14 protein-coding genes and 3 pseudogenes are annotated in these 15,073 nt (G+C 56.6%); 11 read left to right on the top strand and 6 right to left on the bottom strand.

The genetic code is table 11. From position 1 onward, the window contains the following. Position 1: 1 nt before the first annotated feature. The 3 genes from GDV60_RS11700 to GDV60_RS11690 all read right to left on the bottom strand — a co-directional run bounded on the left by GDV60_RS11700 (position 2) and on the right by GDV60_RS11690 (position 1,997). Entirely contained in the window at positions 2-403 is a 402-nt protein-coding gene (locus tag GDV60_RS11700) for a hypothetical protein (RefSeq protein WP_159907267.1), read from the bottom strand. A gap of 145 nt (positions 404-548) precedes the next feature. Continuing rightward, positions 549-1,214, bottom strand: a complete 666-nt coding sequence (locus GDV60_RS11695; protein WP_159907265.1) for a TIGR02466 family protein — start codon at positions 1,212-1,214, stop codon at positions 549-551. 165 nt (positions 1,215-1,379) lie between these two features. Next, a complete protein-coding gene (locus GDV60_RS11690) occupies positions 1,380-1,997 on the bottom strand; it encodes a LysE family translocator (RefSeq protein WP_159907263.1) in 618 nt (205 codons plus the stop codon). Positions 1,998-2,062: 65 nt separating this feature from the next. Here GDV60_RS11690 and GDV60_RS11685 point away from each other — a divergent pair, with 65 nt between their 5' ends. After that, positions 2,063-2,980, top strand: coding sequence for a LysR family transcriptional regulator (locus GDV60_RS11685; protein ID WP_159907261.1), 918 nt, complete (start codon positions 2,063-2,065; stop codon positions 2,978-2,980). An 81-nt stretch (positions 2,981-3,061) separates the two neighbouring features. Continuing rightward, positions 3,062-3,580, top strand: coding sequence for an AAA family ATPase (locus GDV60_RS11680; RefSeq protein WP_159907259.1), 519 nt, complete (start codon positions 3,062-3,064; stop codon positions 3,578-3,580). A 43-nt stretch (positions 3,581-3,623) separates the two neighbouring features. Here GDV60_RS11680 and GDV60_RS11675 read toward each other — a convergent pair whose 3' ends face one another. Further along, on the bottom strand, positions 3,624-4,514 hold the full coding sequence (locus GDV60_RS11675) for a LysR family transcriptional regulator (RefSeq protein WP_029294881.1): 891 nt from the start codon (positions 4,512-4,514) through the stop codon (positions 3,624-3,626). A gap of 165 nt (positions 4,515-4,679) precedes the next feature. On the opposite strand from GDV60_RS11675, the gene GDV60_RS11670 reads away from it, so the two are divergent. From GDV60_RS11670 to GDV60_RS27080, 6 genes and pseudogenes are all read left to right on the top strand, one after another. Then, entirely contained in the window at positions 4,680-5,762 is a 1,083-nt protein-coding gene (locus tag GDV60_RS11670) for a 4-oxalomesaconate tautomerase (RefSeq protein WP_159907257.1), read from the top strand. Positions 5,763-5,805: 43 nt separating this feature from the next. Next, positions 5,806-7,119 carry a dicarboxylate/amino acid:cation symporter gene (locus tag GDV60_RS11665; protein ID WP_029294877.1) on the top strand — a complete coding sequence of 438 codons (1,314 nt, stop codon included), beginning with the start codon at positions 5,806-5,808 and terminating at the stop codon, positions 7,117-7,119. A gap of 133 nt (positions 7,120-7,252) precedes the next feature. Then, complete coding sequence (locus GDV60_RS11660; protein WP_104912172.1) at positions 7,253-8,557, top strand: CitMHS family transporter; 1,305 nt, start codon at positions 7,253-7,255, stop codon at positions 8,555-8,557. A 95-nt stretch (positions 8,558-8,652) separates the two neighbouring features. Then, positions 8,653-9,897, top strand: coding sequence for an OprD family porin (locus GDV60_RS11655; RefSeq protein WP_159909209.1), 1,245 nt, complete (start codon positions 8,653-8,655; stop codon positions 9,895-9,897). 59 nt (positions 9,898-9,956) lie between these two features. Next, positions 9,957-10,763, top strand: a pseudogene (locus tag GDV60_RS27085) (cache domain-containing protein); the annotation flags it as partial. Between the two features lie 42 nt (positions 10,764-10,805). Further along, positions 10,806-11,627, top strand: coding sequence for a methyl-accepting chemotaxis protein (locus GDV60_RS27080; protein WP_371923825.1), 822 nt, complete (start codon positions 10,806-10,808; stop codon positions 11,625-11,627). 77 nt (positions 11,628-11,704) lie between these two features. Here GDV60_RS27080 and GDV60_RS11645 read toward each other — a convergent pair whose 3' ends face one another. Continuing rightward, the gene (locus GDV60_RS11645; RefSeq protein ID WP_243733206.1) at positions 11,705-12,067 is read right to left on the bottom strand and encodes a DUF2388 domain-containing protein; all 363 of its coding nucleotides are present in this window, start codon (positions 12,065-12,067) and stop codon (positions 11,705-11,707) included. Between the two features lie 450 nt (positions 12,068-12,517). On the opposite strand from GDV60_RS11645, the pseudogene GDV60_RS11640 reads away from it, so the two are divergent. The 3 genes and pseudogenes from GDV60_RS11640 to GDV60_RS27075 form a co-directional block, all read left to right on the top strand. Continuing rightward, a pseudogene (locus tag GDV60_RS11640) lies at positions 12,518-12,842 on the top strand (hypothetical protein). A 12-nt stretch (positions 12,843-12,854) separates the two neighbouring features. Beyond that, entirely contained in the window at positions 12,855-13,097 is a 243-nt protein-coding gene (locus GDV60_RS11635) for a hypothetical protein (RefSeq protein ID WP_029294865.1), read from the top strand. A 90-nt stretch (positions 13,098-13,187) separates the two neighbouring features. Further along, positions 13,188-13,471 (top strand): annotated as a pseudogene (locus tag GDV60_RS27075) (integrase); the annotation flags it as partial. Positions 13,472-13,592: 121 nt separating this feature from the next. Here GDV60_RS27075 and GDV60_RS11630 read toward each other — a convergent pair. Continuing rightward, a complete protein-coding gene (locus tag GDV60_RS11630; protein WP_159907253.1) occupies positions 13,593-15,062 on the bottom strand; it encodes an RNA-binding domain-containing protein in 1,470 nt (489 codons plus the stop codon). Positions 15,063-15,073: the final 11 nt, after the last annotated feature.

The following is a 15,073-nucleotide window of genomic DNA, read 5'->3' as shown; positions in this document are numbered from 1 at the left end:
ACTAGGCGCTGTGCTGTCGCTGATCGATCATGATGGCAACCCCCGCCAGCACCAGCGCCAGGACGTAGGCAAACAACCCCATATTGATCCCCATGATCAATTTTTCTGACCCATCAGAAAGAACCATCGACCCGCCGTACCCATCCCGCAGCCAATAGGCCAGTAAAAAACCACCGGTGACAAACAACGTAAGCAAGCTCGCCAGCTTGAGATTGCCTCTACCCCACACCAGCCAAACGCTATACAGGCCGATGGCCGTATTGGTAAACAACTGCCACACCTCATGCAACCTGGCATGAGGCGCCCATGCTGAGTTGAAAACATGGCTGCCGTTCACCTCCAGTACCGGCACTACCACTGCGTAAAACACGATACCCACGCTCACTAACAACTTGGCGATCATCCGGAACCTCCTTGTTGGCATTTTTGCCTGAACTTTAGCGCTCTGCTAACCAGGCATCCAGCGTGGAAACAGTGACAGTCACGCCAAATCCAATGCCAATAAGGGCCTCTAGCCATATGACGCCATGATCACTTGGAGCGCTGACTCAAGCACCAAAGTTAAACGCAATAGAGATTCGTGGCCGCCCCCCTTCAAAACGTCTTACTGAATGCATTAGCCAAGACGGGAACATAATGAATGTTCCACTGGTAGCCGCATAAGTCGTACTAAAGCCAGCCGTAACGCAATCTTCGACCCTCATGCGCAGCGCCGGGTTGTAGGTCGACGCAACCATGCCGCGCGGGTCAATGAACTCCAGGTCGCCACCCACAGCGGGATCCTCCTCACGGCCTCCCGCATCCACCCAATACACCCCCGACCAGAAGGCGCCCGGGTGACCATGCAATGCATTGCTGTGACCCGCTTCGTTCACATTTGCCCAGGCATTGAGCTTCCATGCAAAACCGGGCTCGGTTAAGCCATATTGATCACTATGCACCGCCGTCAGTTGGGTGGCGAATTGCGTAGCGAACTCCACCAACGCATCACAAGCCTCCCCGCCCCATTGCGCAAAATCGCCCGCCGATTGCCAGCCGCCGTCATTACTGCGCCGCGCGCCGCCCTGATCATCCGCCATGCGACAGCTGATCAAGGTTTTAAGCTCAGCATTGAGTCTTACTGCATCGGGGTACTGCAGACTGGCCAAGGGAGTTGCAAACAGTCGCCTGATGTTTATTAGTTCAGGATTTACCGATTTATTACTTGCTTGCATTGAGTAGTGACCAAGTTGTGCTAGTTACAACTAACCTTACCGAACGAACCCAGTCACAGATGTAAACCTTTGTTAAAATTTAATGGACATTAGTTAACCACTACTTATCAAATTATCGAAGACTGAAATTCAACCTCGCTCAACATCTGCACGCCACCAACACGCTCAGTTGGAATGCTGAGCGATTGCCAGGAATATCCCAAAACCCACAAGCAAGGCGCCGAAAAGCCGGTCAATCCATTGTCGCGCGGCCAATAATCTCTCACGCACTGCCCCAGCGGAGAAACACAGCGCGATAAGGCTGAACCACACTACATGTGCCCCGGCGATAAATAGCCCATAACCGATTTGTACGGACCAACCAGTGTCCGGCCTTACGACGCCCATAAACAGGCTGACGATGAAGATCGATGTCTTAGGATTCAACGCATTCGTTAAAAATCCCGTACGCAGCGCTTGCACATCAGACATGGCGGGCGGTGGCGCGTCCGACCGTTCAACTGCCAGCTTGGAGCGCAGCATCTTGATCCCCAAGTACACAAGATAGGCCGCTCCAGCCAACTTCAAGACATTGAACAACCCAGGCGTCTGTTGCAGCACCAACCCCAAGCCAAGCAGCGTGTAGCAGACGTGAACCAGCACCCCTAGGCCGATTCCCACAGCGGTGAGCACGCCAGCCCTTCGGGACAGGAGCAAGCCGTTGCGCGAGACCATGGCGAAATCCGGCCCTGGACTGATGCACGCCAGTAGTGTGATGGTGATTACTGCTATCCATTCGCTCATGTTGTACCCTTTGAATTATCGGTCGCATAGGCCATGTTTACAGATCCTTTGCTTGGGTAATAACGATGATTCCTGAAGAAAATAGTGACTATAAATCACTGATTTCTGAGGCTCGCCTGCCATCGCTGCTTGGCTTGCGCTGTTTCGAATCTGCCGCACGCCTGGAAAATTTCGCCCGGGCGGCTGACGAGCTGCATCTGACACCCAGCGCCATTAGCCGCGCAGTGCGCCTGCTTGAAGAGGATTTGGGCGTTGAGTTGTTCGAGCGGCGTAGCCGAAAAGTGTTTTTGAACGATGCCGGAAGACGCCTGGCAAAAGCCGTGAGTGACGGGCTGGGGTTGATGAGCCACGCCGTTCGCGAGATACGCAGCGATGCCCGCCGAGCTCGCCAGCTTGTCTTGTCCTGCGAGCCAACGCTGCTGATGCGCTGGCTGATCCCTCGTTGGAGCGACTTCCAAACCCATCACAAAGGGCTGGATATTCACTTGGTTGCAGGCGGTGGCCCGTTCTCATTCAACCAGGGTATCGACCTGGCCATCCGGCGCGACGATTTCCCCTGCCCTCCCGGCTACCATACCGAGACGCTATTCCCAGAGAAGGTCGGCCCCGTTTGCCGGCCAGAAAAGGCAAGTCAGTGGTTTGCCAAAAACGGCAAAAACCTGCTCGCTTCTGCCCCGCTGCTGCAGACAGCCAGCCGGCCTACGGCATGGCAGGAATGGGCTTGCGCAAAGGGACTGCCCACTCCCGATAAGGAAATGCAAACGTTCGAACACTTCTATTTCAGCATCCAGGCAGCCGTTGCTGGCCTTGGCGTAGCCATCGGCCCCTGGCACCTGGTGCGCGACGATATCCAAAGCGGCGTGCTGGCCGCACCATTGGGCTTTGTTGAAGATGGTTCGCGGTACTGCCTGCTGTCGCCCACGGCGCTCAGGCCGGGTAGTGTGGAAATGGAACTGCTTGAATGGTTACAGGCGGTGGGATGAGTTTTTTGGTGATTCAGTTACACCCCGGCGAACTCGCCAGTTTGCCGAACGCGCAAATCCTCACTAATCAAAGGACATACCGTGCTTATCGTATTCAGCGGCCTCCCCGGCACCGGCAAAACCACTATCGCCAAGGATCTCGTTGCAACAACAGGCGCCGTCTACCTGAGGATCGATACGATTGAGCAAGCGCTGCGAAACTCCGGCGCTCTGGCTCAAGATGTGGGGCGCAGCGGCTACCTAGTCGCCAATGAACTTGCCCTGAGCAATCTTCGCCTTGGGCACACAGTCATCGTTGATGGGGTAAACCCGGTGAGCGAAAGCCGAATGGCGTGGAGCGAAGTTGCTTCAACAGCGGGTGTACGGTTAGTCAATGTTCAAGTGATCTGCTCTGATAAACACGAACATCAGCGGCGCGTAGAAACCAGGACGGGGGATATTCCGGGGCTGATGCCACCCACCTGGCAGTCTGTGCTGGCGCATGAATATGAAGCGTGGGACGAGGCTGCGTTTTGCATAGACACGGCTTTGATTTCACCCGCGCAAGCCGCCTTGATGATCACCGACCGTTTACTGCCCATGCAAGCCCAAGGTAATTAACGAGATAAATAAGTCTGCCCCTTTGTGCTCGATAAGCCCTGGCTCACTGCGGCCATTGCTCAAGCAGTATCGAGACGAATTTTTCCGCCGCTGGCGAAAGCGATGAGCCGCGGCGGTAGACCAAGCCCAAAGAGCGGTTCACAACCGGCTCAATCAAAGGGACGCTGACCAAGGTGGGATGATCTTCAGCCGGCATGGCCAAGCTCGGCATCGCCGAAACCCCTAAACCAGCCTCCACCAGGCCCAACGAAGTAGAGAGGTGCTGGACTTCGTAGAACCATTGCGGCCGCCAACTCAAGCCCGACAAGGCGTGGTCGAGCAACATGCGGTTGCCGCTCAGCCGCCCTACCCCGATCAGCCGGTAATCGCTCAATTCAGACCAGGTGACCGAACTGCGCCCTGCCAGTTCATGATCACGCCGGCACGCCAATACAAAAGGTTCGCTGACCAATGGCACGAACTCAATGTCCGGGTGCTGCCCACTCATCATGTTGATACCGAAATCGGCTTCCCCCCGCAGTACCGCTTCAAGCCCCTCATTGGCGCTCAAGTCCAGCAGTCGGATGCGGATTTTTGGGTAGCGTTCGTTATACAGGCGAATAACTGAAGGCAAGAAATAGAAGGCGGCAGTGGGGATACATGCCAGCGTTACCCGGCCAATCTGGCGTTCGGCCAGTTCACGGATATTGAGAATCGACTCATCGAAGTCATCCAACAAACGACGCGCCTTGGGGAGAAAGTCACGCCCGACACTCGTGAGGCTGACCTTACGTGTGGTGCGATCAAGCAAAGAGGTGCCCAACCCCTCTTCCAGTTTTTTTATCCGGCGACTGAGTGCAGGCTGGGACAGATGCAAGGCATCAGCTGCTTCGTGAAAGCTGCCAAGTTCGGCGATTTTAACGAAAGATCGAATATCGTTCAGCTCATAGTCCATGTCTTATCTCATCAGCAGCAGGCGCCAGAAGAAGGCTCAGCGTAAATTCATCATTCGTAAAACGCAATAATCTCTTCAATTTTTGCATTTGATACATTTTTTAAAGCTTGAGACTCTTGCTCCAAGAACATCAATTACGTCGATTGATCAACAAGAGTCAGTATCATGCAAAGAATTCCCTGTGTGCTGATGCGCGGTGGCACCTCCAAAGGCCCAGTCTTTCTCGACTGGGATTTGCCGACAGCCATTGAGGCCCGTGACGAACTGCTGCTCAACCTGATGGGCTCCGGCCACGAACTGGAGATCGACGGAATCGGCGGTGGCAGCCCACAAACCAGTAAGGTTGCGATTGTCAGCCCATCGCTGCACCCGGACGCCGACGTTGACTACCTGTTCGTGCAAGTGATGGTTTCGCAACGTCGGGTCGACAGCGCGCCCAACTGCGGCAACATGCTGTGCGCCGTCGGCCCGTTCGCCATCGAACAGGGCCTGGTCAAAGGCACGCCGGGCCGCACCCGGGTCCGCATCCGCAACGTAAACACAGGGACCTTCATCAACTCCGACGTGTACACACCGGATGCCAAGGTCAGTTACGAGGGCGACACCGCGATCGATGGCGTGCCAGGTACCGCCGCGCCGGTACAACTGACATTCCTCGATGCGGCCGGCAGCAAGACCGGCAAACTCTTCCCGACCGGCAATACACAAGACGTGATCGACGGTATTGCGGTGACCTGCATCGATATGGCAATGCCCATGGTGCTGATCGAGGCCAGCCAACTGGGCAAGCGTGGCGATGAAAGCCCGGCCGAACTGGACGCCGACAAAGACTTCCTGCGACGCCTTGAGTCATTGCGACTTCAGGCCGGCCGGGCCATGGGCCTGGGTGACGTCAGCGACAAAGTGATTCCAAAGCCGGTGCTGGTCTCGCCCGCCAAAGCCGGCGGTACGATCCAGGTTCGCTATTTCATGCCACATAACTGCCACCGCGCGCTGGCCATTACCGGCTCGATTGGGTTGGCCACCGCGTGCGTAGTTGAAGGCAGCATCATCGCGCAGATGCTCGGCGGGATCAGTACGCCGCGCCTTGAAGCGGTGCGTATCGAGCACCCAAGCGGAGGAATTGATGTCGTATTGTCCTACACCGGCGTCAAGGGTGAGACAATTCAGGCCTCGGTCGTTCGCACCGCGCGCAGGCTTTTTTCCGGCTACGTCTATGCCACGGACTCTCAGCGCCTCGCCGGATAATTCCGGCGGTCGTTGGCATTTTTGCATCCGCACAATACTAAAAATGGGTGATGCCATGAAAGTTGTAAAATCGCTCTACTTCCAGATTCTATGCGCCGTGGTGCTGGGCATCGTGGTCGGGCACTTCTGGGCCCAGCAGGCCGTTGCACTCAAGCCGCTGGGCGATGCGTTCATCAAGCTCATCAAGATGATGATTGCTCCCGTGGTGTTCTGCACCATCGTCACCGGCATCGCCGGGATGAGCGACAAACGCTCGCTCGGCCGCCTGCTCAGCAAAACCATGCTGCTGTTTTTCGGCCTCACGGTGATCAGCCTGGTGATTGGCCTGGTGGCGGTGTACGTGTTCCAGCCGGGTGCCGGGATGAACATCGACCCCACCCAACTGAGCACCAAAGGCCTGGCCCAGTACACCGAGTCGGCGGCGAAGCTTGGGGTTGTGGAGTTTTTCATGCACATCATCCCGGACACCTTTATCGGTGCCTTCAGTAAAGGGGAAGTGCTGCCGGTCCTGTTTATCGCGGTGTTGTCCGGCTTCGCCTTGTCATCCCTGGGCGAACGTGGCAAGCCGGTGCTCGATGTACTCGAATCCGCCTCGCACATGGTGTTCAAGATCTTCGCGTACCTGATGCGTTTTGCACCGATCGGCGCTTTCGGGGCCCTGGCGTTCACGGTCGGCCAGTACGGCATCACCTCGCTGGGCTCGCTGGCGAAACTGATCATGACCTTGTACATCGCCTGCGGCTTCTTCGTGTTCGTCGTCTTGGGCAGCATTTGCCGCGCCAACGGTTTCAGCCTGTGGAAACTGCTGCGCTACTTTCGCGAAGAGTTCCTGGTGGTGCTCGGCACCTCCTCCACGGAACCGGTCATGCCGCGCATGCTGGAAAAACTCGAAGCGCTGGGCTGCAAAAAAGGCGTCGTGGGCCTGGTCTTGCCCACCGGCTACTCGTTCAACCTGGACGGCACGGCCATCTACCTGTCGTTGGCGGCGATTTTCATTGCCCAGGCCTGCAACATTGACCTGAGCCTGACGCAAATCATCACCATGCTGGCGATCATGCTGCTGTCCTCCAAAGGTGCGGCCGGCGTGACCGGCAGCGGGTTCGTGGCACTGGCCTCGACCCTGACGGTCATTCACGACATCCCGTTGGCCGGCCTCGCGCTGCTGATCGGCGTTGACCGCTTCATGTCGGAAGCGCGGGCGCTGACCAGCCTGGCCAGTAACGCGGTCGCGACGGTGGTGATTTCGATGTCCGAAAATGCCTGCCACCGCGAAACGCTGGCGCGGATGCTCGACGCAAAACCCGGTGCGGCACAGGCACAAGCCTGGGAAGACCAGAAGGTCGCCAGCCGCGTCTAGCGCAAACCACAAACACCTACCCCTGACTTGACTGAACCCCTTCCCCGCCAGGCGCCATTGTGCCGCCCGGCGGGTCAGGGCTCGTGCGCCTCGGCGTCAGCCATTCTTACGATAACAACAAGAGAATCGTCCTATGCTCGCTTTCCTTGGCTTGGCCATGGTGGTCGTATTCACCTTCCTCATTATGACCAAGCGCTTGTCACCGATCGTCGCACTCACCGTGGTGCCTATCGTCTTCGCGGTTATTGGCGGCTTCGGCGGCACCACCGGCAAAATGATGCTCGACGGCCTGAAAATGGTCGCACCGTCTGCCGCCTTGCTGCTGTTTGCCATCCTGTTCTTTGGCCTGATGATCGACGCGGGGTTGTTCGACCCGCTGATCCGCAAGATCCTCAAGCGCGTCAATGGCGACCCGATGAAAATCGCGGTCGGCACCGCCCTGCTGTCATTGCTGGTCGCCCTCGACGGCGACGGCACCACCACCTACATGATTACCTGCGCCGCAATGTTGCCGCTGTATAAGCGCATCGGCATGAACCCGATGATCCTGGCGACTATCTCCATGCTGTCGTTGAGCATCATGAGCGGCATGACCCCTTGGGGCGGCCCCGCGACACGGGCCATCGCCGCACTGGGCCTGGATGCCGGCGAATACTTTGTGCCGTTGCTGCCAACCATGATCGGCGGCGCCCTGTGGGTGGTCTTCACCGCCTTCATACTGGGGCGTGCCGAGCGCAAGCGGATTGGCAACGTGCAACTGCAAAGCGGTGGCGGAGATTGCTACATCAACGCGATTCTTGAAGACACCCCACACAAACGTCCAAAGCTGGCCTACGTCAACCTGGTGCTGGTGATTGCGGTATTGATCGCCCTGGTGATGGGCCTGATGCACTCGGCGATCCTGTTCCTGATCGGCTTTGTGCTCGCGCTGATGATCAACTACCCGCAATTGGACATTCAGAAAGAACGCATCCTGGCGCACTCGGGCAACGCTATGACGGTCGTGCTGCTGGTGTTCGCCGCAGGGATTTTTGCCGGGATTTTTTCCGGCACCAAGATGGTCGACGCCCTGGCGCAGACCCTGGTCGACTGGATCCCGCCGTCTTGGGGCCATCTGTTCCCACTGGTGGTTGCGGTCACCAGCATGCCGTTGACCTTCGTGCTGTCCAATGACGCCTACTACTTCGGTGTGGTGCCGATCCTGGCCAATGCCGCCGCGGCCTACGGCATTGATCCAGTGGAAATCGCCCGAGCCTCGATCCTCGGGCAACCGGTGCACCTGATGAGCCCACTGGTGGCCTCGACCCTGTTGCTGGTGGGCATGGTCGACCGTGACATCGGCGACTTCCAGAAAGCCACCGTCAAATGGGCGGTGCTGACCTCCCTGGTCGTTACCGCGCTGGCCCTGCTGACCGGGGCTATCAGCCTGTTTACCTGATTCATCTTCCTGCTGCGTTCCAACGCGCCTCGCTCACGGGGCGCGTGCTGCCCTGCACGCCCAATAACAACAACGAGACGTTTGCCATGAACCCTATGTATACCCGTCGGGCCCTTTTTTGCGCGTTCAGCCTGGTACCCATCGCCGGTGCCAATGCCCAAGGCTTTATTGATGACAGCAAACTCAAGCTGCAACTGCGCAATGTGTATTTCAACGAGAACTTTCGCGACGAACACGGCATGAGCGCACGCGCCGCGAGAACGGCAAAAAGCGAGCGCACCGAGTGGGCCCAGGGATTGCTGCTCGACTATCAGTCCGGGTTCACCGCCGGCACTCTTGGCTTCGGCGTAGATGCCCTGGGGCTCTACGGCGTGAAGCTTGACTCAGGACGCGGTCGCAGCGGCACCGGGCTGATGCCGGTGCATGACGACGGCCGCGCAGCCGGCGAATTTGCCAGCGCGGGCGCCACCGCAAAAGCGAGGTTCGCCAACACCACCGTCAAGTACGGCACCCTGCTGCCCAAAACGCCGGTGCTGATTTACAACGACGCACGCTTGTTGCCCCAGACCTACCAGGGCACTCAGATCAGCAGCAACGACATTGAAAACCTGACCATCACTGGCGGGCACCTGGACCGTTTCAAATTACGCGACTCCACCGACAGCGTACCCATCGTGCCTGACGGCTACAGCGGGGGAAAATCGGGAGACTTCAACTATGCCGGGGCCGAGTACAAATGGGGGAAAAACACCCGCTTGAACTACTACTACGGGGAGCTGGAGAACTTTTACCGGCAGAACTTCGCCGGCATCCAGCACGACCTGCCGTTGGCCGGTGGCGTGCTGACCGGCGACCTGCGCTACTTCAACAGCGTAGACAGCGGCTCGGCCTACGCAGGCAAAATCGATAACGACATGCTCAGCGGGCAACTGTCCTACGCGATCGCCGGGCATACCGTCGGCGGGGGCTACCAGACCCTGCGCGGCGATGCCGGCTTGCCCTACATCAGCGGCGCCACCGTGTACTCGTTCAGCAACGCCGGCATTGGCAAGTTCATCGAGGAAGACGAAAAGACCTGGATGCTCAACTACGGCTTCAACTTTGCCGCCGTCGGCGTGCCCGGCCTGACCTTCGCTGCGCGCTACCTGAGCGGCAATGACGGCAAGTCCACCAGTACGGTCAAGGAGTGGGAGCGCGATACCGAACTGGCCTACGTGGTGCAGACCGGCACGTTCAAGGGCCTGGGTGTGCGCATGCGCAACTATGTCTACCGCTCTGAGTTTTCCCGCGGGCGCGACAGCAACCGCCTCTACCTCACCTATGACATTGCCCTCTGGTAAGTCGACGATCGCGGCCCTTGCGGCCGCTTTCCCACAGGTTCAGGTAAGGACATCCCCACATGCTGTTCAAGAACAAAGTACTGATCCTGGTGCTGGCCCCCGTGGTGCTGTTGTCCACGGTGCTGGCCCTGACAACAAGCGCCAACCTGCTGGCGAGCGCCGAGCAGGAAGTCACGGTGACCCGCGAGCGTTTGCTCGATGAAAGTCGGGACCGCCTGAAGGACTACGCCTCCCTTGCACAAACCTCGGTGGCGGACCTTTATGCGCAGGCCCAGACGAGCGAAAAGGCCACACGTGCGCTGGCGATCGCACGACTGTCCAAGATGAAGTACGGCGACGACGGCTATTTTATCGGTTACGACAGCCAGGTCGTGCGCCTGTTTCGTGGCGACAGCAGCGAAGGCGTCGGCACCAACATGAGTGACCGCAAAGACAAGAACGGGGTTTACCTGAACCGGGAAATGGTCGCCGCCGCGAAGAACGGTAGCCACTTCGTCACGTATTCAGGGGCCTTGATCAATACCGACAATGTGGTTGCGAAACTGGCCTACAGTTTTTACCTGCCCGCCTGGGACATGGTGGTAGTCACCGCGATCAACCTCGACAGCATCGAAAGCCAGGTCGCCCAGGTGCGCGCCGAAATCCATCAACGGGTGCGCAGCCTCGTCTATGGGATAACCCTCATCGCCTTGATTGCACTGGGCATCATCGGCGGGCTGGGCTGGGTATTGGTGAAAAACAGCCTGCGCCCCCTGTCACGGATTCGCGAGCACCTCGATGAAATCGCCGCTGGCGAAGGCGATCTGACGCGGCGCCTACCCACCAGCCACGATGAGTTCGGACAGGTAGCCGTGTCGTTCAATGCCTTTTGCGACAAGATTCATGGGCTGGTCAGCCAGATCGTCAGCATGGCCCGAGAGCTGAATGAGTCCGTCACCCAAGTGGCCGAACAGAGCAAATGCATCGACCACGTCATGGAGCAGCAACGTCAGGAAACCGATCAGGTCGCCGCAGCGATCAATCAAATGTCATCCGCTGCGCATGAGGTGGCCGTAAGTGCCCAGAGCGCTTCAGATGCAGCCGCCGAAACCGATCTGCAGGCCCAGCATGCCAGGCAGGTCGTCAATGAAAGCATCGCCCGCTTGGGCACGCTGACCGCAGACCTGTCCACGGGCGGCGTATCGCTGCAAAGCCTGCAAGGCGATGTAGAAGGCATTGTCAGCGTGCTGGATGTCATCCGCTCGATCGCCGAGCAAACCAACCTGCTGGCACTCAATGCCGCGATCGAAGCGGCACGGGCCGGCGACGCCGGGCGCGGGTTTGCCGTGGTGGCCGATGAAGTACGCGCATTGGCCAGCCGGACGCAACTCAGCACCCAGGAGATCCAAGCCATGATCGAGCGGCTCAACCAGGCCACCACCAAGGTCGTGACCGCGATGAGCCACTCCGGCGAAGCGGGCAATGGCGCCAGCCTGCACGCAGAACAGGCTGGCCAGTCGCTGGGCAAAGCGGTCGAACTGATCGTTACCATCAATGCGATGAACGCACACATCGCCAGTGCCGCGCAGGAGCAGACATCAGTGGCCGAGGAAATCAACCGAAGCGTCCATCAAATAGCCCGCGCGATTGAAAGCGTCGCCGACCAGACCCAAAACGGCGTGCAAACCGTCGATGAGCTATACGCCATAGGTCATCGCCTTGAAGGTCTGTTGAAGCAATTCAAGATTTAACCCCACGGCACCACGGGACTGCAGGACGCACAAACCCAGTGGGCAGACTGGCTAAAAGTGGTCGAGGCCCTATTTCGCTAGCGCGATTCGTAAACCAAAACGGCTTCAGCCAGCATCATGTCGCTGGCTGTGGCCGGCTCATGCCCAATCCGCAAAACCTCGAACGCCGCCTCCAGGCTCGCGCCTCGAATAACCCCATCACTCGCGACGAAAGCGGCAGCATCATTGCGAGCGGCAACTATCTTGGAATCGCCTCCCTTTGAGCTATTGCGGCTACTTCCTTGACTGTCTTCAGTCAGCGTGACGGGGAAAAGAGTCACCGCAAGACTCGACGAAACAACCGCCCCAAAGGCCGAGACTTCCACCGCCCTGCCATCACCCGCGATTACCGGAAAACTGCACGGGAACCCGAGCATGAGCACCACAATCAGTTTGCGCAAAATTCTACTCCACGGGGGTGAGTCATCCTTTAGAGGCTGAATCTAACGTGTTCCTGGCCGGGCATCCAGGCTGATCGGCCAGGTGAAATGATTTGAATCCAGCGCGTGCTTTCTAGACAATCCCCGCCTTTGGCTCGAAAGGATGCGTGCGATGAAGTTCGAAGGGACTTTCCAATACATGGGCAATCACGGGATCGTGTTCAACGTCTCGCAGGTCACCCTCACCGACCATAGGTATCTACACAACTTTGCCGCAACGCCTAGATCCAGGCAGATAGCGCAGTTGTGGCGAGCGGGCTTGCCCCGCGCTGGGGTGCGAAGCAGCCCCAATAAGCCGAATGCGTTGTACCAGATACACCGCAGCGGCTGGTTTTGGGGCTGCTTCGCACCCCAGCGCGGGGCGAGCCCGCTCGCCACAGGGGAGTTCGTCAGTTTCTGAAAGTTGTGTAGATACTTATGCTCACCGGCAGCGAACGCGGACGCCTGCGCGAGCTGCATTTTGGCGAAGCGAAAAGCGCTCACTACGAGGTCAACCGCAAGGTCGTCGAGGTGTACGACAAGATGCTGGCCAACAACCTGCCGTGCCTGATGATGATCGGCATCTCCAAGCCACTGACCCGGCAACAGGGCGATGTTCTCAACACCCAACGCACCAAAATCGCCAACCTTGCTGCCCACCTATCATGCAGGCGACGTACTGGTGAGCATTGAGGCGCAGGTGAATGGCGGCATCGGCCCGCAACGCAGCGCCTCGACACTGATCATCAAGACCTGACGGGAGAAACACATGTCTGACATTACCCAACTGGTCGTTGCGCTGGTGCTGTTCTTCCTGCTCGACCGATTTGTTAAGCCGTACCCCCTTCGCAAATGGTTAGGGGTACTGCTGATAGCGATAGGTGCAGTCGGCTGCGTTGCAGCGAGCCAAACCCGCTTGTTTGGGTTTGACCTGGGGTTATTGTCGATCTTTGCCGTTGCACTGGGGGTGGGGTTGTTCCTGAAGCGGCGGCGGTTCGAGCAGGTGGGTTGAAGGTGGCAGGAGTATTCGCTGATTGGCGCTTCAGCGCTCTGCAGTAAAAAGGGGGCGGATTTATTTTGAAAATAGATCCGTCCCCTTTTCCGTTCGTCAACTTTGATCACAAATGCGCCTGGACTTCGGATGAGCCCGCAGATGTTGCGTAATCGGTGGGACGACGCACAAGAGAAGGCAGCAATCAAAGCGTCAGCTGACGGTGATCCCGCCCTGGCAACGAGCATTCGTCAGTTTCATTCAAGGTTATCCGTCCCAAAGCTGTTAGCGAGATCGAGCTGACGCACGCGAGCCGCCTACTAGGTCATTCCACAGAGGAAATGACCAAGAAGGCATATCGGCGAATTGGTGAAATTGTGAAGCCTACGAAATGACCCGTTGCTACTTGTACGATAGGCAGAAAACGGCCAAAAGCGGACGTTTGAAAGCAGCACCTCCTGGCCAGAAGTGGACAGTAGCTGTTGACGTCTGTCGAGGTTTTGGAAGTGCGTCTGCTTATTTGGTTGTCACCTGAGATTGTTTGGAGCACAGCGACATTGGTTGATCACGGTCATCTCGGGTGGCATACCCGCATTCGTACTGAATGTATTCTAGATCCGCATCAATATCCTTACCGCCGATAGAGATAGTGTCCGTGAAAGAATGTCTGATCGCGAGCGGTGAATCGCACATTGGGCAGATGAGGTCGGTTTCTTTAAGCAGCTCCCACGCGGAGGACACGCTTTTCCTCAATGCCAGCAATTCGCTTTGCTTCGTGGCTAGCGCTTCTTTAGAGCGTTCGCCATCCTGCTCTAATCTTCGAATTTCTTCCATCGCAACATGGGCTCTTTGTCCTACGACTCTAAGTAGGTCGTCAGCGGAACTGTAACGAGTGCAAATATGTACAAATAATTGATGCCCTTTCAGTGCACATGTTGACGTTCCGTGACGAACCCAAGTGTCACCACCACTGTAGAAATACATTTCATTAGCTTTACCGCTTGGTATACTTATTTCTATGACGAATTTATCTTCGATCTCCGCTCCAATACTGATCAGTGGCCGAAGATTTATTTCAACTGCTGCTTGTGGAAAGTTCGGAGTGATTGACGAAACAACGGCACCCACATTTCTTTGCAATTGGTCGCGTTCTTCTCTATTTAACATGACACCTTCGACGATGCCGGCATCGGTAACTCCGAAGAGAATTCGCCCACCTTTACCATTCAAAAAACCAATCAAATATTTTGGTAGTTGTTGGGCGATTGTTTTGGTGGGGTTGCTTGATACAACGGTCTTGAACTCAAGCATTTCCGACTCTTCTTCTTTGAGCTTCTCCATTAGCCTGAGCGATAGCGGATTGAAATGTGAAAGCAATCTATCAAATTCATTTGTGAAGGGTTGATCATCTGGCTCGTAGTATCCAGCTTTAATAAGCTGTGTAAAATCTATTTGGAATATCTCTTCATCAGAATATACCTCACAAAGCAGACGCTCAAAGTGATATCCATGAATCCAAATATTTTGAGAGGGCAGCAAAAATTCGGAACTGCAGCCTTGGATAAAGTCCAGCATGGTGCTTGGAAAGTCACTCAGGTCAAATTGCGCCATATAGTTATAATTTTTCTTGCCCTCCTCTTTCCATTGCCTTACCAAGTCAATGAGCTGCTCGACCGTGATTTTGCACCCGTAGTCAAGAAAGGATCGGCATTGAGGCCGCTCATTTTGTTTTAACTCTTTATATCCTTTTTGTAAGGTGCTTATGATTTGTTCACGTACATGAGTGAGTGAATACCCCAATGCTTCTAACCTGCGACGTAGTTCTCGAACAGAAATTTGGTAAGCACGAAACATTGAGCCATCTACAATGTTGCCCCTTGCAACCAAGTCGGAGGCATTAAATAGCATTGCCTGTTGGTCTCCGACATATTTTGCAGTGCCTCCAAGATACGACCCGCCAATACTCACTTCGCTCTCAGTTGCCATTAAATAATCCT

Source organism: Pseudomonas sp. DTU12.1 (genome assembly GCF_009873475.1).
GTDB classification, from domain to species: Bacteria; Pseudomonadota; Gammaproteobacteria; order Pseudomonadales; family Pseudomonadaceae; genus Aquipseudomonas; species Aquipseudomonas proteolytica.
The sequence above is the reverse complement of the archived record's forward strand: the minus strand, read 5'-3'. Positions and strand labels throughout refer to the sequence as shown.

Bases quoted from the DNA above. Each gene is read 5' to 3' on its own strand.
- GDV60_RS11700 (WP_159907267.1), bottom strand. From the start codon at position 403: ATGATCGCCAAGTTGTTAGTGAGCGTGGGTATCGTGTTTTACGCAGTG.
- GDV60_RS11695 (WP_159907265.1), bottom strand. From the start codon at position 1,214: ATGCAAGCAAGTAATAAATCGGTAAATCCTGAACTAATAAACATCAGG.
- GDV60_RS11690 (WP_159907263.1), bottom strand. From the start codon at position 1,997: ATGAGCGAATGGATAGCAGTAATCACCATCACACTACTGGCGTGCATC.
- GDV60_RS11685 (WP_159907261.1), top strand. From the start codon at position 2,063: ATGATTCCTGAAGAAAATAGTGACTATAAATCACTGATTTCTGAGGCT.
- GDV60_RS11675 (WP_029294881.1), bottom strand. From the start codon at position 4,514: ATGGACTATGAGCTGAACGATATTCGATCTTTCGTTAAAATCGCCGAA.
- GDV60_RS11670 (WP_159907257.1), top strand. From the start codon at position 4,680: ATGCAAAGAATTCCCTGTGTGCTGATGCGCGGTGGCACCTCCAAAGGC.
- GDV60_RS11665 (WP_029294877.1), top strand. From the start codon at position 5,806: ATGGGTGATGCCATGAAAGTTGTAAAATCGCTCTACTTCCAGATTCTA.
- GDV60_RS11660 (WP_104912172.1), top strand. From the start codon at position 7,253: ATGCTCGCTTTCCTTGGCTTGGCCATGGTGGTCGTATTCACCTTCCTC.
- GDV60_RS11655 (WP_159909209.1), top strand. From the start codon at position 8,653: ATGTATACCCGTCGGGCCCTTTTTTGCGCGTTCAGCCTGGTACCCATC.
- GDV60_RS27080 (WP_371923825.1), top strand. From the start codon at position 10,806: ATGGCCCGAGAGCTGAATGAGTCCGTCACCCAAGTGGCCGAACAGAGC.
- GDV60_RS11635 (WP_029294865.1), top strand. From the start codon at position 12,855: ATGTCTGACATTACCCAACTGGTCGTTGCGCTGGTGCTGTTCTTCCTG.
- GDV60_RS11630 (WP_159907253.1), bottom strand. From the start codon at position 15,062: ATGGCAACTGAGAGCGAAGTGAGTATTGGCGGGTCGTATCTTGGAGGC.